The organism is Streptomyces palmae (assembly GCF_004684805.1).
Lineage (GTDB): Bacteria > Actinomycetota > Actinomycetes > Streptomycetales > Streptomycetaceae > Streptomyces > Streptomyces palmae.
Window position 1 is genome coordinate 1 of the sequence record NZ_SRID01000100.1, and the last position, 18,720, is coordinate 18,720.

General features: G+C 72.3%; 16 protein-coding genes and 2 tRNA genes. 10 read left to right on the plus strand and 8 right to left on the minus strand.

Going from position 1 to position 18,720, the window contains the following annotated elements; translation table 11 throughout:
- Positions 1 to 67 precede the first annotated feature (67 nt).
- The gene (locus E4099_RS13335) at positions 68 to 1,195 is read left to right on the plus strand and encodes a YlbL family protein (protein ID WP_135339244.1); all 1,128 of its coding nucleotides are present in this window, start codon (positions 68 to 70) and stop codon (positions 1,193 to 1,195) included.
- Positions 1,196 to 1,323: 128 nt separating this feature from the next.
- Here the strand turns inward: E4099_RS13335 and E4099_RS13340 are convergent, their stop codons facing one another.
- Positions 1,324 to 1,911: a PPA1309 family protein gene (locus tag E4099_RS13340; RefSeq protein WP_135339245.1), complete on the minus strand. Its 588-nt coding sequence runs from the start codon at positions 1,909 to 1,911 to the stop codon at positions 1,324 to 1,326.
- 136 nt (positions 1,912 to 2,047) lie between these two features.
- On the opposite strand from E4099_RS13340, the gene E4099_RS13345 reads away from it, so the two are divergent.
- The 4 genes from E4099_RS13345 to E4099_RS13360 all read left to right on the plus strand — a co-directional run bounded on the left by E4099_RS13345 (position 2,048) and on the right by E4099_RS13360 (position 7,366).
- On the plus strand, positions 2,048 to 5,035 hold the full coding sequence (locus tag E4099_RS13345) for a UPF0182 family membrane protein (RefSeq protein WP_135339259.1): 2,988 nt from the start codon (positions 2,048 to 2,050) through the stop codon (positions 5,033 to 5,035).
- A gap of 42 nt (positions 5,036 to 5,077) precedes the next feature.
- Positions 5,078 to 5,151 (plus strand) — tRNA-Met (locus E4099_RS13350).
- A gap of 171 nt (positions 5,152 to 5,322) precedes the next feature.
- Positions 5,323 to 7,185, plus strand: a complete 1,863-nt coding sequence (locus E4099_RS13355; protein ID WP_135339246.1) for a tetratricopeptide repeat protein — start codon at positions 5,323 to 5,325, stop codon at positions 7,183 to 7,185.
- Between the two features lie 107 nt (positions 7,186 to 7,292).
- Positions 7,293 to 7,366: transfer RNA gene (locus tag E4099_RS13360), tRNA-Met, on the plus strand.
- Between the two features lie 101 nt (positions 7,367 to 7,467).
- On the opposite strand, the gene E4099_RS13365 is transcribed toward E4099_RS13360, so the two are convergent.
- From E4099_RS13365 to E4099_RS13395, 7 genes are all read right to left on the minus strand, one after another.
- Positions 7,468 to 7,905 (minus strand): Fur family transcriptional regulator, encoded by a 438-nt coding sequence (locus tag E4099_RS13365; protein ID WP_135339247.1) that lies wholly within the window; start codon positions 7,903 to 7,905, stop codon positions 7,468 to 7,470.
- A gap of 303 nt (positions 7,906 to 8,208) precedes the next feature.
- Positions 8,209 to 8,592 carry a CBS domain-containing protein gene (locus E4099_RS13370; protein WP_245244808.1) on the minus strand — a complete coding sequence of 128 codons (384 nt, stop codon included), beginning with the start codon at positions 8,590 to 8,592 and terminating at the stop codon, positions 8,209 to 8,211.
- Between the two features lie 212 nt (positions 8,593 to 8,804).
- A complete protein-coding gene (gene hisN / locus E4099_RS13375; protein ID WP_135339249.1) occupies positions 8,805 to 9,596 on the minus strand; it encodes a histidinol-phosphatase in 792 nt (263 codons plus the stop codon).
- A gap of 131 nt (positions 9,597 to 9,727) precedes the next feature.
- Complete coding sequence (locus E4099_RS13380; protein ID WP_135339250.1) at positions 9,728 to 10,051, minus strand: DMT family transporter; 324 nt, start codon at positions 10,049 to 10,051, stop codon at positions 9,728 to 9,730.
- A 118-nt stretch (positions 10,052 to 10,169) separates the two neighbouring features.
- Positions 10,170 to 11,207 carry a ribosome small subunit-dependent GTPase A gene (gene rsgA / locus E4099_RS13385; protein ID WP_135339251.1) on the minus strand — a complete coding sequence of 346 codons (1,038 nt, stop codon included), beginning with the start codon at positions 11,205 to 11,207 and terminating at the stop codon, positions 10,170 to 10,172.
- A gap of 11 nt (positions 11,208 to 11,218) precedes the next feature.
- The gene (aroA, locus tag E4099_RS13390; protein WP_135339252.1) at positions 11,219 to 12,601 is read right to left on the minus strand and encodes a 3-phosphoshikimate 1-carboxyvinyltransferase; all 1,383 of its coding nucleotides are present in this window, start codon (positions 12,599 to 12,601) and stop codon (positions 11,219 to 11,221) included.
- Positions 12,602 to 12,708: 107 nt separating this feature from the next.
- A complete protein-coding gene (locus tag E4099_RS13395; RefSeq protein WP_135339253.1) occupies positions 12,709 to 13,422 on the minus strand; it encodes a M50 family metallopeptidase in 714 nt (237 codons plus the stop codon).
- A gap of 136 nt (positions 13,423 to 13,558) precedes the next feature.
- Here E4099_RS13395 and E4099_RS13400 point away from each other — a divergent pair, with 136 nt between their 5' ends.
- The 5 genes from E4099_RS13400 to E4099_RS13420 all read left to right on the plus strand — a co-directional run bounded on the left by E4099_RS13400 (position 13,559) and on the right by E4099_RS13420 (position 18,406).
- The gene (locus E4099_RS13400) at positions 13,559 to 14,377 is read left to right on the plus strand and encodes an SOS response-associated peptidase (RefSeq protein WP_135339254.1); all 819 of its coding nucleotides are present in this window, start codon (positions 13,559 to 13,561) and stop codon (positions 14,375 to 14,377) included.
- Positions 14,378 to 14,381: 4 nt separating this feature from the next.
- Positions 14,382 to 15,047: an alpha/beta hydrolase family protein gene (locus tag E4099_RS13405; protein ID WP_135339255.1), complete on the plus strand. Its 666-nt coding sequence runs from the start codon at positions 14,382 to 14,384 to the stop codon at positions 15,045 to 15,047.
- A 294-nt stretch (positions 15,048 to 15,341) separates the two neighbouring features.
- Positions 15,342 to 16,031 carry a sigma-70 family RNA polymerase sigma factor gene (locus E4099_RS13410; protein WP_386389579.1) on the plus strand — a complete coding sequence of 230 codons (690 nt, stop codon included), beginning with the start codon at positions 15,342 to 15,344 and terminating at the stop codon, positions 16,029 to 16,031.
- Positions 16,028 to 16,396 (plus strand): mycothiol system anti-sigma-R factor, encoded by a 369-nt coding sequence (gene rsrA, locus E4099_RS13415; RefSeq protein ID WP_135339257.1) that lies wholly within the window; start codon positions 16,028 to 16,030, stop codon positions 16,394 to 16,396. The genes E4099_RS13410 and rsrA overlap by 4 nt, the downstream gene beginning before the upstream one ends.
- A gap of 609 nt (positions 16,397 to 17,005) precedes the next feature.
- The gene (locus E4099_RS13420) at positions 17,006 to 18,406 is read left to right on the plus strand and encodes an HD-GYP domain-containing protein (RefSeq protein WP_135339258.1); all 1,401 of its coding nucleotides are present in this window, start codon (positions 17,006 to 17,008) and stop codon (positions 18,404 to 18,406) included.
- The last annotated feature ends 314 nt before the right edge of the window (positions 18,407 to 18,720 follow it).

The following is an 18,720-nucleotide window of genomic DNA, read 5'->3' on the forward strand; positions in this document are numbered from 1 at the left end:
GGCTGGGCGGTCTTCATCCGGGCAGCCCCCACGGTGGGCCGGCGCGCCCGTCCCGTACTGTCGTTCCATGCCACGCCGCTCCGCGACGATGCTCGCCTCGCTCCTGACGTTGATCGCGCTGCTCTTCACGGCATTGCTGATCATCCCCGTGCCGTACGCCGAGATGTCGCCCGGCCCCACGTACAACACGCTGGGCAAGGACCACAAGGGCATGCGGGTGCTGGAGATCTCCGGCCGCAAGACCTACCCGACCAGCGGCAACCTCAACATGACGACGGTCAGGGTCACCGGCCCGGAATACAAGATGAACCTCTTCGAGGCGGTCTACGGCTGGATCGCGGACGACCGCATCGTGGTACCGCACGACACCCTCTACCCGGACGACAAGACTCCGGAACAGGTCAGCCAGGAGAGCGCCGAGGAGTTCAGCCAGTCCCAGGAGGCCGCCAAGGTCGCGGCCCTGCGATACCTGAAGATCCCGGTCCGCTCCCATGTGGTGGTCGGCACCGTCTTCAAGGACAGCCCGGCCCAGGGCCGGCTGCACGCCGGCGATGTGATCAAGGAGGTCGACGGCACGGCGGTCAAGGGCCCCGAGGACGTCGGCAAGCTGGTCACCCGGCACAAGCCGGGCCAGAAGGTGGTCTTCACCGTGGTCCCCGCCGACAAGGCCCGGCAGGCCGAGAAGCGGGGCACCGAGCCGCGGGAGACCAAGCAGGTGACCATCACCACAGGCAAGGCGCCCGCCGAGAAGGGGCACGCGGCCAAGGGCGCGGGCGCCAAGGACCGGGCCGTCGTCGGCATCCAGGCGGCGACCGACTACACCTTCCCCTTCTCGATGAACATCCGGCTGGCGGACGTCGGCGGCCCCAGCGCCGGACTGATGTTCTCCCTGGGCCTGGTCGACAAGCTCACTCCGGGCAAGCTGACCGGCGGCAAGTTCATCGCGGGCACCGGCACCATCGAGGAGGACGGCCAGGTGGGCCCGATCGGCGGCATCGCCATGAAGATGATCGCCGCGCGGGGCAAGGGCGCCGAGTACTTCCTGACCCCGAAGGACAACTGCGCGGAGGCCGCCAAGCACGTGCCGGGCGGTCTGACCCTGGTCAAGGTGGACACCCTCAAGGACGCGGCGCACGCCGTGGAGAAGATCGGCAAGGGTGACGCGGCCGGTCTGCCCAGCTGCGCCAAGAGCTGACTCTCAGCCGGCCGGCCCCAGGCCCTGGCCTGCGGCGACCGGCCCGGCCCGGCCTCGGCGGACCGGGCCGGGCCGCCGGGGCGGGCGCCGCGCCGGGCCGGGACCCGGCGCGCACCCGACCCGCGGACTCAGTCGGCGAAGGTCGCGGCCAGCGCCTCGGCCAGCCCCGGCACCAGGTCCGGGCCGGTCAGCACCTCGGTCGGCGAGTCCTTCTCACGCAGCCGCACCGCGGCCTCCCGCGCCCCGTCGCGCAGCACCGCGACCGTCATCCGCACCTCCTGCCGGTCCGGGTGCCGGGCGACCCAGGCCGCCAGCTTGGCCCCGCTCAGGTTCTTGGGGACGGACGCCTCGGCCGACGGCGGGAGCATCTGCCGCTCCACGGTCAGCGCGCAGCCGACCACCGCGTCCGGCCAGGCGATGGTGCCCAGGAACTCGTCCAGGGCGGCGCCCGCGGGCAGCTCGTCCTGCTCGATCGGGGTGTAGGAGGGGCCGGTGGTGTCCCCGGCGCTCTCCTCCAGGCCGAGCTGGGCGGCGAGTGCGGGCTCCTGGGCGCGCAGCTGGGCGGTGTCGACCAGGGCGAACAGCCGGGCCGGCTGGTCCCAGCCGAGACCCGCGGCGTACTCGTCGATCTCCAACGCGGCACGGGTGAGCGGGTTGGCGGCCATCGGAGTCTGGGGCGGCTCGGAGGGCCCGGAAGGGTCGGGAAGGTTGGACATGCTCAATATCGTGCCCTGATCGGACCCGAAAACGGGAACTGGGTAAAGCCTGAGTAAGTTGCATGGGTGGGGTCCTACGATTCCGGGGCCCGCTCATTCGACAGCGAACTTCGAGGTGCGCACCTTGGCTTTCCAGATGCCGGACCGCGGCGGAGGCCCCACGGGGCCACGGATCAGAGTCGGCCGACCGTCGCGGCGGGTCCGTACCCTCCTGATGACCCTGGGTGTGCTGGCCGTACTGGCGATGCTCTTCGTCATGTTCGCCGGGTTCTGGACCGACTGGTTGTGGTACCGCTCGGTCCACTACACCTCGGTCTTCACCACCACCCTGTGGACCAAGATCGGCCTGTTCGCCGTCTTCGGCCTGCTGATGTCGCTCTCCGTGGGCTTCAACATCTGGCTGGCGCACCGGCTGCGCCCGCCGCTGAGCGCGATGTCGCTGGAGCAGCAGAGCCTGGACCGCTACCGGATGGCCATCGCGCCCTACAAGACCTGGGTGCTGATCGGGGTCACCGCGCTGGTCGGCCTGATCGCCGGCGCCTCCGCCTCCGGCCAGTGGCGCACCTGGCTGCTGTGGGTCAACGGGGTCTCGTTCCACGAGAAGGACCCGCAGTTCCACAAGGACATCTCCTTCTACACCTTCGACCTGCCCTGGTACCGCTTCCTGCTGAGCTTCGGCTTCGCGGCCACGGTGCTGTCGCTGATCGCCGCGGTGCTGGTGCACTACCTGTACGGCGGGCTGCGGATCACCAGCCCCGGGGCACGGGCCACCGGGGCGGCCACCGGCCACCTGTCGGTGCTGCTGGGTGTCTTCGTGGCGCTGAAGGCGGTCGCGTACTGGCTCGACCGGTACGGGCTGGCGGTCAAGTCCAGTGACTTCAAGGCCACCGGCAACTGGACCGGCCTGCGGTACGTGGACGCCAACGCCTACCTGCCGGCGAAGACGATCCTGTTCTGCATCGCGGTGATCTGCGCCGGGCTGTTCTTCGCCACCCTGTGGCGGCGCACCTGGCAGCTGCCGGTGATCGGCTTCGGGCTGATGGTGCTCTCCGCGGTGCTGGTCGGCGGGCTCTACCCGGCGATCGTGCAGAAGTTCCAGGTCCAGCCGAACGAGCAGGCCAAGGAAGCGCCGTACATCCAGAAGAACATCGACGCCACCCGCAAGGCGTACGGCATCGACACGGTGGCGCCCAAGGACTACTCCGGCGAGAGCGACGCGGACAACAAGCAGCTGCGCGCCGACGCGGACAGCACCGCGAACCTGCGGCTGCTCGACCCCAACGTGGTCTCGCCCGCCTTCCACCAGCGCCAGCAGGTCCGGGGGTACTACGGCTTCCCCCGCACGCTGGACATCGACCGCTACAAGACCGCGGACGGCAAGGAGGAGGACACCGTCATCGGTCTGCGCGAGCTGGACATCGAGGGCATCCCCGGTCCCGAGCGCAACTGGATCAACGACCACTTCAAGTACACCCACGGCTACGGCGCGGTCGCGGCCAAGGGCACCTCGGTCACCAAGAACGGCCTGCCGGAGTTCACCGAGAAGGACCTTCCCACCAAGGGCGCCTTCCCCGACTACGAGCAGCGGATCTACTACGGCGAGGGCACCACCGACTACTCGATCGTCGGCGGTCCGCAGAAGGAGCTCGACTACTCCGGGGACAACGGCGAGGAGGAGACCTACACCTACAAGGGCAAGAGCGGGGTGAGCCTGTCCAACCCGCTCAACCGGGCCGCGTACGCCCTGGCCTTCGGTGAGCCGCAGATCCTCTACTCCGGCGCCATCGGCGACGGTTCGCGGATCCTCTACCACCGCACCCCCAAGGAGCGGGTCGAGGCGGTCGCGCCCTGGCTGACCATCGACGGCGACGCCTACCCGGCGGTGGTCGACGGGCGCATCCAGTGGATCGTGGACGCCTACACCACGGTCAACAACTACCCCTACTCCTCGCGGACCACCCTGGGCGACACCACCGCCGACTCCCTGACCGACGGGGAGCGCGAGGTGGTGGCGCAGCAGAACAAGGTCAACTACATCCGGAACTCCGTGAAGGCGACCGTCGACGCGTACGACGGCACCGTCAAGCTCTACGAGTGGGACACCGAGGACCCGGTCCTGAAGACCTGGCGCAAGGCGTTCCCCGGCACGGTCAAGCCGCGCAGCGAGATAAGCGACAGCCTGATGGAGCACTTCCGCTACCCGCAGGACCTGTTCAAGGTGCAGCGCGAGCTGCTCACCCGCTACCACGTGACCGACCCGGCGCAGTTCTACAGCGGCAGTGAGGTGTGGCAGGTCCCGGACGACCCGACGAACAAGGGCAATTCGGTCCCGCCGTACTACCTGAGCCTGCGGATGCCGGGCGAGAAGGAGCAGACCTTCTCGCTCACCACCACCTTCACGCCCAACAAGCGCAGCACGCTGGGCGCCTTCATGGCGGTGGACGCCGATGCCACGAGCAAGAAGTACGGCACCATAAGACTGCTGAAGCTGCCACCCAACACACCGGTGTCCGGGCCGCAGCTGGTGCAGAGCCTCTTCAACTCCAAACCCAAGATCGCCGAGAGTATCCGGCTGCTCAAGGGCGGCGACTCGACGGTGGAGTACGGAAACCTGCTCACCGTGCCGCTGGACGGCGGTCTGCTCTACGTGGAGCCGGTCTACGTCCGGGGCGCCGACACGGACTACCCGCTGCTGAAGAAGGTGCTGGTGTCCGACGGCGGTGACCGCATCGCCTTCGAGGACACCCTGGAGCAGGCGCTGGACGTGGCCTTCGGGCAGAAGGCGCCGTCCACCCAGCAGCCACCGGGCACCGGCAAGCTGCCACCGGGCACCAGCACCGACCCCACGGTGCGGCAGGCGCTGAAGGACGCCCAGGACGCCCTCGCGGCGGGCGAGGCGGCACTGGCCAAGAAGGGCGGGCCGGACTGGGGCGCCTACGAGAAGGCGCAGAAGGAGGTCAAGGCGGCCCTGAAGAAGGCGGTCGAGGCCGAGCAGAAGGCCGAGCAGAAGTCCGGTGACAAGGCTGACCAGAAGCCGGACGGCAAGGCCGACCAGGCGTCGGACGGCGAGTCCGGCGGCCAGCCCGGCGAGGAGCCGGACAAGCAGGGGGCGCAGGACGGTTGAGCAGGCGCCACCCCGCGCCGTGGTACGGTAAACGCACAACGGCGCGGGGTGGAGCAGCTCGGTAGCTCGCTGGGCTCATAACCCAGAGGTCGCAGGTTCAAATCCTGTCCCCGCTACTCAGCGACGAGGCCCGGATCCTCAAGGATCCGGGCCTTTGTCGTGCGTCCACTACCGCACGGGGGCTTCACACGTTTGACTTATCTCTCTGTGGGCATGTCGACAAAACGCTGAAGTGACCTCACAGGCTGCGGTATACCAGGTGTACGCGCGTTGCGGGTGGTGCGACCATGGAATTTATGGGGGACAGGGCAAGTCTGTTGGAGACAGGGCGGTTTGTGCAGTCGCACGACGAGGCCGAGGACGAGACGCGGCACCGCCGTGCCGCCGAGGCCGGCGACACCGCGGCCATGAGTGTTCTCGGGTCCCTCCTGCTGCGCCGCGGCGACCTCGACGGAGCCGAGCCCCATCTGCGGGCCGCCACTGCCGCGGGCGACCGCGCGGCAGCCAACAACCTCGGTGTCCTCCTGCACCAGCGGGGCCGACTGGACGAGGCCGCGGAGTGGTGGCGTACCGCCGCGGTGGCCGGATCGGCCGCCGCGGCCCACGCGCTGGGCCGCCACCACCGTGAGCGCGGTGACGAGACGGCCGCCGAGTACTGGCTGCGCCAGTCCGCCGAGTCCGGGCACGCGCTCGGCGCCTACGCCCTCGCCGATCTCCTGGAGCACCGCAGCGACATCGGCGCCGAGCGCTGGTTCCGGTCCGCCGCCGAGCGCGGCCACCGGGAGGCCGCCTACCGGCTCGCCCGCATCCTCGACCAGCGCGCGACCGAGGCCGAGCGCGGGCAGACCGGCACCGGGCGCACCGGAGTGGGCCGCACCGGCACCGGACGTACCGGGGCGGGGCGCACCGGCGCCGGTACGACCGGTGCCGGCGCCGCCGCGCGCGACGGGGAGATCGAGCAGTGGTACCGGCAGGCCGCGGCGCGCGGCCACCGGCGCGCCGCGCTCCACCTGGGCACCCTGCTGGAAGAGCGGGGGGAGACCCAGGAGGCCGGGCGCTGGTACCTGATGTCCGCCAAGGACGGCGAGTCGCGCGCCGCCTGCGCACTGGGCTTCCTGCTGCGGGACGCGGGCGACCCGGACAGCGCCGCCGTCTGGTGGCACCGCGCCGCCCAGGACGGCGACGGGAACGCGGCCAACGCGCTGGGCGCGCTCCACGCCGACCGGGGCGAGACGCAGACCGCCGAGCGCTGGTACCGCGCCGCGCTGGAGGCCGGCGACCACAACGGCGCGTACAACCTCGGGCTGCTCTGCGCCGAGCAGGGGCGCGGGGTCCAGGCCGAGCAGTGGTACCGGCGCGCCGCCTACTCCGGGCACCGCGAGGCGGCCAACGCGCTGGCGGTCCTGCTCCTCCAGCGCGGCGACGCGGCCGGGGCGGAGCCCTGGTTCTCCAAGGCGGCCGAGGCGGGCAGCGTGGACGCTGCCTTCAACCTCGGCATCCTGCACGCCGGGCGCGGCGAGGAGGGGTTCGCCCACCAGTGGTACGAGCGGGCCGCCACCGGAGGGCACACCGAGGCCGCGCTCCAGGTGGCCATCGCCCTCCAGCGGGACGGTGACGACCAGGCCGCCGAGCGGCACCTGCGCTGCGCGGCCAAGGGCGGCAGCGCGGAGGCCGCCTTCCGGCTGGGGCTGCTGCTGGACCGGCCGGACACGGAGAGCGCGGCGGGCCAGGGCGCGGAGGAGGGGGCGACGCCCCCGGAGTGCGCCCGGTGGTACGAGCAGGCGGCCCGCCAGGGCCACCGGCGCGCCCAGGTGCGGATCGGGATGCTGGCCGCCGCCCGCGGCGATGTGGTCGAGGCCGCCCGCTGGTACCGCACGGCCGCCGAGGCGGGCAGCAGCAACGGGGCGTTCAACCTCGGACTGCTGCTGGCCCGGGAGGGCAGCGAGCCGGAGGCGGCCCTGTGGTGGGCGCGTGCCGCGGAGGCCGGGCACGGCCGGGCCGCGCTGCGGCTCGCCCTGCTCGCGGCCCGCCGCGGACAGCTGGCCGAAGGGCAGCAGTGGTGCGCCCGCGCGGTCGAGCTCGGCCCGGCGGAGGTCGCCGAGCGCGCCGCCCGGCTGCGGGACGCGCTCCAGCAGGAACTCTCGGCCTGAGCCCGGCCCCGGGCGGGGTGCGGACCGGCTCCGCCGCCGCGTCCAGAGGGTCGGGGGCATCGGATTTGCGTGGGCCTTCGGGGCGGGTTACAGTTACTGCACACCGACGCGGGGTGGAGCAGCTCGGTAGCTCGCTGGGCTCATAACCCAGAGGTCGCAGGTTCAAATCCTGTCCCCGCTACGAGAACTCAGGGCCCGGATCCTTCAGGATCCGGGCCCTGAGTGTATGTGCGCTGGGCGACTGCCCGGGGGCATCCAGCCCCGGCCCCGGGGCCGGATGGGTCAGGCGGGCTGGCCGGCGGGCTCGGTCGCCGCGCACTCGGGGCACAGGCCCCGGTAGGTGACCTCCACGGCGGAGACCGCGAAGCCGAAGCGCTCCTCGGCGGGCAGGTCGGCCAGCGGGTTGCCGGAGGGGTGGACGTCCCGGATGGTGCCGCAGCGCGAGCAGACCAGGTGCTGGTGGGCCCGGTGGGCGTTGGGGTCGTACCGCTTGGCGCGGCCGTCGGTGCTGACCTCGATCACCTCGCCCAGCGAGACCAGCTCGCCGAGCGTGTTGTAGACGGTGGCCCGGGAGATCTCGGGCAGGCGCTCGATCGCCCGCGCGTGCACCTCGTCGGCGGTGTAGTGCACATGGTCCCCGTTGAGCACCTCGGCCACGACACGGCGCTGCGCCGTCAGCCGCCAGCCGCGTCCTCTGAGTCGTTCCAGCAGGTCACTCATGCGATTCACCCATCAGTCAGATAAGGACCAGAGTACCAGCGGCGGCTCCATGGTCGGATTCAGTACGATTCCATAGGTCATCTTGACTTGGATTATGTCTAATGTAGGATGTGCTTACGGCACGTGCCCGAAGGTCACAAGTCCAGGTGTGGCCGAGGGTGCTTGCCCCGGCAAGCGGAGAGGTCGGATGCCATGGGGCTCCGACCTCTCCGTGTTCTCGTCGTTCCCGTCCTTCTCTGTGTTTCCGCCGTTCCGCCGTTCCGCCGTTCTCGTCCGTCCCGCGGGCCGCTCGGGCGGTGCCCGTCAGACCGGCAGGGCGTCGGTCGACCGCTGGGAGGGGATCCAGATCCGCACGATGTCGCGCACCGACAGCACGCCGGCCGGCCCCTGGTCGTCCAGGACGATCAGATGGCGGAAGCCGCCGCGCACCATCGCCGCCGCGGCCTCCTCCAGCGGGCACTCGGGGGCCGCGCAGACGACCGAGGTGGTGGTGTGCGCCTGGGCGGTCTCCAGGTCGGGGTTCTGGCCCGCGCCCACCGAGTTCAGGATGTCGCGCTCGGTGAGGATGCCGGGCAAGGGGGTGTCGGGGTCGAAGACGACGGCCGCCCCGACCCGGCGGGCGGACATCAGTCGGGCCGCCTGGCGGAGGGTGTGGGTGGGGCCGATGGTGACGATCACGGAGCTCATGGCGTCACGGACGATAGGGGGCATGGAGTGGAGCCACCTCCTTGGTCAACCTCCGGTGCCGAGCCGGGGGTTCCGTACCCTGTGAACGCTTTCACAAGTTCACAAGCGGGTGGATTCTCATGTTCACATGCACCTGGGTGGCCCACAAGAGGCGCACTCGGGGCGAGCGGCGCGCCCCCGCCCCGGTGGCGCCTCCGGCGGTGCGACCGCGCTCAACGCAGGTAGTCGAGGAGCTCCTCGTGCAACAGGCCGTTGGACGCCGCCGCGTTGCCGCTGTGCGGGCCGGGTCGGCCGTCCAGCCCGGTGAACAGGCCGCCCGCCTCCTGTACCACCACCGCGCAGGCCGCCATGTCCCACAGCGACAGCTCCGGTTCGGCGCAGATGTCCACCGAGCCCTCGGCGACCATCATGTACGGCCAGAAGTCCCCGTACGCCCGGGTCCGCCAGCAGGCCCGGGTCAGGTCCAGGAAGTCGTTCAGCTTGCCCCGCTCCTCCCAGCCGCCCAGCGAGGCGTACGCGAACGAGGCGTCGCTCAGGCGGTTCACCTGGGAGACCCGCAGCCGGCTCGCCGAGGACAGGCTGCGGCCGGTGTACGCGCCCAGCCCCTCCGCCGCCCACCAGCGGCGGCCCAGCGCCGGTGCCGACACCACGCCCACCACCGGGCGGTCGCCGCCCTCGCCGCGCTCCATCAGGGCGATCAGGGTGGCCCAGACCGGCACCCCGCGGACGTAGTTCTTGGTGCCGTCGATCGGGTCGATGACCCAGCGGCGCAGGCCGGTGCCCTCGCTGCCGAACTCCTCGCCGAGCATGGCGTCGCGCGGGCGGGCACGCTGCAGCGAGGCGCGGATCAGCTCCTCGGCGGCCTTGTCCGCCTCGCTGACGGGGGTCATGTCGGGTTTGGTCTCCACCTTGAGGTCGAGCGCCTTGAACCGCTCCATGGTGGTGGCGTCGGCGGAGTCGGCCAGCACGTGGGCCAGGCGCAGGTCATCGTGGTAGTCGGGCATGGTCGAACAGTATCGACCGGCGTCGCGCCCGAGCCACAGGACCACCGCGTCCGGCTGTGCGTCCGTCGTCCGGCTGAGCGGTTACCGCCCTCTGGCGGGTGCTCGACCCCTCAGGGGGTCCGCCGGGAGGGTCAGTGCGCGGAGCCGGAGAGCTGGAGGCCGATCACCCCGATGATCACCAGGGAGATCGAGACGATCTTGAGTGTGGACACCAGGTCACCCAGGAAGACCATGCCGTACAGGGCGGTGCCGGCCGCCCCGATGCCGGTCCACACCGCGTACGCCGGGCCCACGTCCAGCTTGCGCAGCGAGAGGGTGAGCAAGCCGAAGCTGCCCAGCGCGAAGGCGCAGAAGGCGATGGTCGGCCAGAGCCGGGTGAAGCCGTGGGAGAGCTTGAGACAGACGGCGAAGCCCGTTTCCAGCAGCCCGGCGACCACGACGAGCAGCCACGCCATCAGATTGCCTCCCGTGCCGCTTGGAACGGCACCGGACCGGATGCCGCCCCGGTCCGGTGTGGTGATCCCTTTGTCGCACTGGCTTTACCGCACTGGGCCGACTCCAAACCCCTTCCGGTCAGTCGCCTTCCCGCCGCTCCCGGGTGGCCAGCAGCCGGCGCAGCGAGAACAGCCGGGCCGGTTCCGCGTGTCCCTGGGCCACCCACTCGTCCAGCGCGCAGTCCTTCTCGTCGTGGCTGCAGGCGCGCGGGCAGTCCACGGTCCCCGGCTCCAGGTCGGGGAAGGCGTGGATGACCCGCGAGGGGTCGATGTGATTGAGGCCGAAGGAGCGTACGCCGGGTGTGTCGATCACCCAGCCGGAACTTCCCTCAGAGCCTCCGGCCTGGGAGGTACTCCCAGGTAGTGGGAGGGCCAGCGCGGAGGTGGTGGTGTGCCGGCCGCGTCCGGTGACCGCGTTGACCCGGCCGGTGGCCCGCTGGCGGTCCGGTACCAGCGCGTTGACCAGCGTGGTCTTGCCCACGCCGGAGTGTCCCACAAAGGCGGTGATCCGATCCGAGAGCCGCTCGCGCACCCGGTCCGCGGCCTCGCCGTCGGCCAGCTCCTCGCGGCTGGTCACCACGTAGCGCAGGCCCAGCGGGGCGTAGGTCTCCAGCATCGGGGCGGCCGGGGCCAGGTCCGACTTGGTGAGCACCAGCAGCGGTTCGAGCCCCGCGTCGTAGGCGGCCACCAGGCAGCGGTCGATCAGCCGGGGCCGCGGCTCCGGGTCGGCCAGCGCGGTGACGATGGCCAGCTGGTCGGCGTTGGCCACCACCACCCGCTCGAACGGGTCGTCGTCATCGGCGGTGCGGCGCAGCACCGAGGTGCGCTCCTCCACCCGCACGATCCGGGCAAGGGTGTCCTTGTCGCCGGACAGGTCGCCCACCACCGCGACCCGGTCGCCGACCACCACCGCCTTGCGGCCCAGCTCACGGGCCTTCATCGCGGTGATGGTGCGGTCCTCGACCAGGCAGGTGATACGGCCCCGGTCGACGGTCAGCACGAAGCCTTCGGCGGCGTCCTCGTGCTTGGGCCGGATGTTGGTGCGGGGCCGGTTGCCCTTGCGGTTGGGGCGGACCCGTACGTCGTCCTCGTCGGTGTGCTTGCCGTAGCGGCGCATGACAGCCGGCCTCAGCCTCTCGCCGCCGCGGTCGGTGTGGCCGCTTGCCCCAGCATCCCGGTCCACAGGCCGGGGAAGTCGGGCAGGGTCTTGCCGGTGGTGGCCACGTTCTCCACCTGGACGCCGTCCACTACCAGGCCCAGCACCGCGGCGGCGGTGGCCAGCCGGTGGTCCTCGTAGGTGTGGAAGACGCCGCCGTGCAGCGGACGCGGGCGGATGCGCAGGCCGTCCTCGGTCTCCGAGACCTCGCCGCCCAGGTCGTTGATCTCCTTGGCGAGCGCGGCCAGCCGGTCCGTCTCGTGCAGCCGCAGGTGCGCGATGCCGCGCAGTACGGACGGGGAGTCGGCCAGCGCCGCGACCGCCGCGATCACCGGGGTCAGCTCGCCGACCTCGTGCAGATCGGTGTCGATGCCGGTGATCCGGCCGGTGCCGGTGAAGGTCAGCCCGGCGTCGGTCAGTGCGCAGGAACCGCCCATCGCGGTGAAGATCTCGCGCAGCGCGTCACCCGGCTGGGTGGTGTGCTCGGGCCAGTCCGGGATGGTCACCCGCCCACCGGTGACCAGCGCGGCGGCCAGGAACGGGGCCGCGTTGGACAGATCGGGCTCGACCACCAGATCGCGGCCGAGCAGTGCGCTGGGCGTCACCCGCCACACATCGGGCTCGCCGCCCGACTCGGGGCTGTCCACCTTCGCGCCGGCCGCGCGCAGCATGTCCACCGTCATCCGGATGTGCGGCAGCGAGGGCAGCGCGGAGCCGACGTGGCGAACCTCGACGCCCTGGTTGAAGCGCGGTCCGGACAGCAGCAGCGCGCTCACGAACTGGGAGGACGAGGAGGCGTCGATGCTCACCGGGCCGCCGTACACCGCGCCGGCGCCGTGCACCGTCATCGGCAGCGCGCCGCGCCCGTCGTCGTCGATCCGCACCCCCAGCACGCGCAGCGCGTCGATCACGCCGTGCAGCGGACGCTCGTGCGACCGGGGGTCGCCGTCGAACCGGATCGGGCCGTCGGCCAGCGCCGCGACCGGGGGCAGGAAGCGCATCACCGTGCCGGCGTTGCCGACGTCCACGGTGGCCGGGCCGCGCAGGCCGGCCGGGATGATCCGCCAGGCCTCGCCGGAGCCGCCCGCCCCGGCGGAACCGGAGGACATCGAGGACACGGTCTCCTCGATGCCGACGCCCAGCGCCCGCAGCGCCTCCGCCATCAGCAGGGTGTCCCGGGAGCGCAGCGGTCGGCGCAGCCAGCCGGGCTCGGAGGCGAGGGCGGCCAGGACCAGTCCGCGGTTGGTGACCGACTTCGATCCGGGCACGGTGACGGTCGCATCGACCGCTCCCGGGGCGAGCGGGGCGGGCCACAGGGCGGGCGGTGCGCCCGGAGATGTCTCAGTGCCGGTCATGGCTTTCACTTTAGTGGTTGGGCGAGGGAGAGAATCCCGATCAAAAGTGGCGAAACTCTGTCGAAACACAGCACTGCCAGCAGGGGCGCGCAGGGTTCCGCGGGCGCTCAGACCTCCAGCAGCCAGCGTCCGCCGCCGATCAGCGAGCACACGGTGACCACGTGGAAGAAGAGCAGCCACCCCACCGCCGGGACCCCGGTGAGCCGGGCCAGCTGGTCGGGGTCGGAGTCCCCGGCGCCGCCGTACCGGCGCTTGCGCTGGAGCTCGAAGGGCGGACGGACGCCACCCAGGAGAAGGAACCAGACCACCCCGTATCCGAACGCCGCCTGCACCTGGGCCCCCGCCAGCCAGGACACCAGCAGGAACCCGGCCCCGGTCACCACCACGGTGAGGATCCCGTAGGCGTTGCGGATCATCACCAACATCACCAGCAGCAGCCCGGTGGCCCCCCACAGCAGGGCCGTGATGTGGTCCGCGGCCAGCAGCCACGCCCCGCCCAGCCCCAGCAGCGAAGGGGCGATATAGCCGGCAGCGGCGGTCAGGATCATGCCGAGACCGGTCGGTTTGCCACGCGAGACGGTCAGTCCCGAGGTGTCCGAGTGCAGGCGTATGCCCTGCAGCCGGCGCCCGCTGAGCAGCGCGACCAGACCGTGCCCGCCCTCGTGCGCGATGGTGATCGCATTGCGGGCGATCAGCCAGGCGGTCCGGTAGACGACCAGCGAGAGCGCCAGCACACCGGTGGCCACGACCAGCCACAGGGACGGTTCCGGCTGGGTACCGGTGACGCGGTCCCACAGCTCGGCGGCGTTGGTTGTGTGCATATGCGGGCGGCTCCTCGGTTCTCTGTAGTACGCGGTCGGACCCTGGCGGACCTGCCGTACCAGGCGGACCTGGCATACCTTGCGTATCAGGCGACCCGGTGTCCCCGGGCGCGGGCGTCGTGGCAGTGTGGCACCCATGTGCGGTCGATACGCAGCGAGCCGGCGCCCGGAGGACCTCGTCGGGCTCTTCGGGGTGCAGAGGTGGGAACCCGAGGAGACCCTTGAGCCGGACTGGAACGTCGCCCCGACGAAGCAGGTCCACGCGGTACTGGACCGCCCCCTGAAAGACGCCGCAGACCCGCGTCCGGTTCGCCAGCTGCGCACCCTGACCTGGGGGCTGGTGCCGTCCTGGGCGAAGTCGCCGGACGTCGGGGTGAAGATGATCAACGCCCGGGCGGAGACCGTGCACGAGAAGGCGTCCTTCCGCCGCCCCTTCGCCGCCCGCCGCTGCATCCTCCCCGCCGACGGCTACTACGAGTGGGTCACCGGCGCCGCCGAACGGCAGCTGGAGGAGCAGGGCAGGCGCAAGCGGCCCCGCAAGCAGCCCTACTTCGTCACCCCGGCCGACGGCTCGGTGATGGCGCTGGCCGGACTGTACGAGTTCTGGCGCGACCGCACCCTCCCCGACGACCACCCGCGCGCCTGGTGGGTGACGTGCACGGTGATAACCACCGAGGCGGAGAAGGAACCGCTCGCCGGCGCCGACCGGGGGCCCGGGCCGCACTCGCTCGCCGAGATCCACCCCCGGATGCCGCTGGTCCTCACCCCGGACCGATGGGACGCCTGGCTGGACCCGTCCCGCACCGACCCGGCCGAGCTGCGCGAACTGCTCACCCCACCACCGCCCGCGCTGCTGCGCGCCTATCCGGTGGCCACCGCGGTCAGCGACGTACGCAACAACGGGCCGGAACTCGTGGCGGAACTGGACGAGCCCGAGGTCGGCACGCTGTTCTAGGACCATGAACGCCAGCGACAGCCCCACGGCCGGGACCGGTGCCCGGACCCAGAGCGTGGACACCCCGGCCGGCCAGGCGCGGATCACCTGGCACCCGGCGGGCACCGCCCGCGCGGTGCTCGCCCTCGGCCACGGCGCCGGCGGCGGCATCGAGGCCCGCGACCTGGCGGCGCTCGCCGCCGCCCTGCCGCCGCACGGCATCACCGTGGCCCTGGTGGAGCAGCCCTGGCGGGTCGCCGGCAAGAAGCTCGCGCCGGCTCCCCGGACCCTGGACACCGGCTGGACGGCGGTCTGGCCCGCGCTGACCGGGCCGGGCCTGCCGGTGGTGGCCGGCGGGCGCAGCGCCGGAGCCAGGGTGGCCTGCCGGACCGCCGCGGGACTGGGCGCCCGGGCCGTCCTCGCGCTGTCCTTCCCGCTGCACCCGCCGGGCAAGCCGGAGAAGTCCCGGGCCGTGGAGCTGACCGGCAGCGGGCTGCCGACCCTGGTGGTGCAGGGCGGCCGGGACCCCTTCGGCCGACCCGAGGAGTTCCCGGCCGGCACCGAACTGGTGCCGGTGCCCCACGCCGACCACGGCTTCGCGGTGGCCAAGAGCGCCCCGATCACCCAGCAGGCGGCGGTCGACCTGATCACCGGGGAGACCGCCCGCTGGCTGACGCGCGTCCTCGGCTGAACGGAACCGGCACCGGGGAAAGGGCCGGACCCGGGAATGAACCCCGCGCGCGGGATGTTGTGCCAGGCGTCGTAGAGAAGACGCACCGGTACGCAGAAGGCACTCGCCCGAGGAGAGGGAGTCCACCACATGGGTTCGCTTGCTTGCCCGGCCCGTCCGCAGTCCGCTGACCTGGCCTGGTCGCAGCTCGGGCTGGGGGGTGCCGCCGAAATTGAAGGGGCGCGCGTGCCAGGTGGTCGTCTATTCTCCGATTCAAGTGGGTCCGCTTCCGGTCCCACCATGGTCGTGGAGGAGGTGGGTCAGGTCGCTGGCACCGATGCAGGGGCCGACAGCACGGGCGAGGGCCTGCGAAAGCAGGCGGCCGAGACGTCCGCGGAGCGCAGTGCGCGCTTCGAGCGGGACGCGCTGACCTTCCTCGACCAGATGTACTCCGCCGCGCTGCGCATGACGCGCAACCCCGCCGATGCCGAGGACCTGGTGCAGGAGACGTACGCCAAGGCGTACGCGTCCTTCCACCAGTTCCGTGACGGCACGAACCTCAAGGCGTGGCTGTACCGCATCCTGACCAACACCTTCATCAACTCGTACCGCAAGAAGCAGCGCGAGCCCCAGCGCAGCGCCGCCGAGGAGATCGAGGACTGGCAGCTGGCGCGCGCCGAGTCGCACATGTCGACCGGGCTGCGCTCCGCCGAGTCCCAGGCCCTGGACCACCTGCCCGACTCCGATGTGAAGGAGGCGCTGCAGGCGATCCCCGAGGAGTTCCGCATCGCGGTCTATCTCGCGGATGTGGAGGGGTTTGCGTACAAGGAGATCGCGGACATCATGGGTACACCCATCGGCACCGTGATGTCCCGGCTGCACCGTGGGCGCCGTCAGTTGCGCGGTCTGCTGGAGGACTACGCCCGTGGGCGCGGGCTGGTTCCGGCGGGCGCGGGCGGTGCCGCGGCCGACGAGTCGCATGATCGGAAAGGCGCGGACTCATGAGCTGCGGAGAGTCGCACGAGATGGACTGCTCCGAGGTCCTCGACCACCTCTACGAGTTCCTCGACAACGAGATGCCCGACGGTGAGTGCGTCAAGTTCGAGGTGCACTTCCACGAGTGCTCGCCCTGCCTGGAGAAGTACGGTCTGGAGCAGGCCGTGAAGAAGCTGGTCAAGCGTTGCTGCGGCCATGACGACGTGCCCAGCGACCTGCGCTCCAAGGTGATGGGCCGGATCGATCTGATCCGCGCCGGACAGGTGGGGCCGGAGCTGGACGTCACCGCCCCGCTGCACGGCGAGAAGACCTGCGGCGCGGCGGAGGACGAGCCGGCCATCGCCCCCGAGGACCGGCCCGCCACCCAGGGCTGACCGGCACCACCAGCCGTCGCCCGGCCACCGGCTCGGCGACGGCGTTCGTTTTTCCCTCGCGGAACGGGTCCTGACCCCACTCAGGTGGAGGCGGCCCTTTTCACACCTTGCCGGGCCTGGCGCGGGCTCCAACGCGCCCGCGGGCAGTCGGCGGCCGGTGTGGTGCCAGCACCTCACACCCGTGCCATGCCTGGCGGCAACGCGCCCGCGGGCAGTCGGCGGCCGGTGTGGTGCCAGCACCTCACACCCGTGCCATGCCTGCGGCAACGCGCCCGCGGGCAGTCGGCGGCCGGTGTGGCGCTCATCCCTCGCGCTCTTGCCGGGCCTGCGAGCCCCAACCCGCTCGCGCGCACAACGGGCGGCGGGCGGTAGCGCACCCATCCCTCTTTGCCGAGCCCTGCCGCCGACCGGCGGACCCGTACGGCCGTCGCGCCGGCGGAGACGGCTCCGCACGGGCGCGCTGACCAGCCCAAGGCTCCTGTCTCACCCGAAGGTGTGCATTCGGCGGGCTCGTCCGGCCTAATCACCTGATGCGCCCGCCAGACCCGTCCCGCGGCAATATCCTCCCCATCCTGACGGTGTGACCCGAGCGGCAGGGGAGAAGACGCGATGCGGGCACTTCCTCCCGGTGGGCGCGCCTACATCCTGTGCGCCGCGCTCACCGCCCTGGCGTTCGCCGCCCCCGCCCTGCGACCGGGCACGGGCACCTCCTGGCCCACCCTGCTGTCCCTGGCCGCCCTCAGCGCGGCCGCGGGCGCCGTGTCCGCCACCCCCGCCCACGGCAGTCCGGTGCTGCTGGCCGGGGCCATGCTGCTGCCCCCGTCCGCCGCCGCGCTGATCGCCATCCCCTGCGGGCTCCTCAGCCGGGTCGAGCAGCGCCCGGCCGCCGCACGCCGGGTCTGGCGGGCCGCCAGGTTCGCCCTGGCGTCAGCAGCCGCCTCCGGCACCTTCGCACTGACCGGCGGTGGGCCCGCGGTGACCGCCGCGAGGCTCCCGTACGCCCTGCTGCCCGCCGGCGCCGCCGCGCTGGTCTTCGCGGTGCTGAGCGCCCTGCTGGGGGTCGGCGTACTGGTCACCGCCGAACGTCGCCCGCTCCGCGCGGCCTGGGCCGGCGTCCTGCCCTGCTCCATCGCCGCCGACCTGGCGCACGGACTGGCCGCACTGACCATGGCCCTGCTGTGGCACAGCCGCTACGGTCCGGTCGCGGCGCTGCTGGTGCTGCCCCCCATGGCCCTGTCCGCCTCCGCCTTCGCCCTCTGCCACCGGGAGCGCACCAGCCACCAGGCGGCCGTCCGCGCCCTGGTCCAGGCCGTCGACATCAAGGACCGCTACACCCGGGGGCACAGCGAACGGGTCGGCCAGGCATCGCTGCTGATCGCCCGCGAACTGGGCATGCCCGGCGAGCGGCAGGAGGCGCTGCGCATCGCCGGCACCCTCCATGACGTCGGCAAGCTCGGCGTACCGACCCGGCTGCTGCGCAAGAACGGGCCGCTGACCCCCGAGGAGCGCCGGCTCATCGAACTCCACCCCGAACAAGGGCACGAGATGGTGCGCGGCATCGGCTTCCTGGAGGAGGCGCGGGCCGCGATCCTGCACCACCACGAGCGGCTGGACGGCAGCGGCTACCCGTACGGGCTGGCCGGGCCGGACATCCCGGAGTTCGCCCGGGTCGTGGCGGTGGCGGACGCCTTTGACGCGATGACCTCGACCCGCAGCTACCGCCGGGCCCGCCCGGTGCACCAGGCGGTGCGGGAACTGCGACGCTGCGCGGGCAGCCAGTTCGACCCGGTGATGGTCCGGGCGCTGGCCGACGCGCTGGACCGGCACGGCTGGCAGCCCGCCGGGACACCGGTGGGCCGCCCCGCCGCGGGCTCGCAGGCCGCGTGCGGAAACGTCCCGCCTGCCCCGCGAGCCGATGTGCCGGGGGCTCCCGCCCGGGCCTCGGGGGCGGCCCCGCCGCCGGCCGTCCGGAGTTCGCCGGTGCCCGGCCGGACGGGCGGTCCGGCGTGACCGGGCGGTTGGGCAGGGGCGGGCACGCGGGCATGACCGGACCGGGGCGGGACGGCCCGCCCGGTGCCGCGGAGGAGGAGCACCCCCCGCATCCGGCACCCGACGGGGAGCTTGGACCGCCCGGCGCCGCGGAGGGCCACCCCCCGCATCCGGCGCCCGATGGCGAGCCCGGCCCGCCCGGTCCGCATCCGGGGAGCCGGGTGCCCGAGGGGGCGCTGCGGGCGGCGGCGGTGGAGCGCGCACTGCGCGGGTCGAGGGGCGCCCTGCCGGGTGCCGAGGCGGGCAGCAGGCCGGAGAAGGGGGCGGGGGACGGG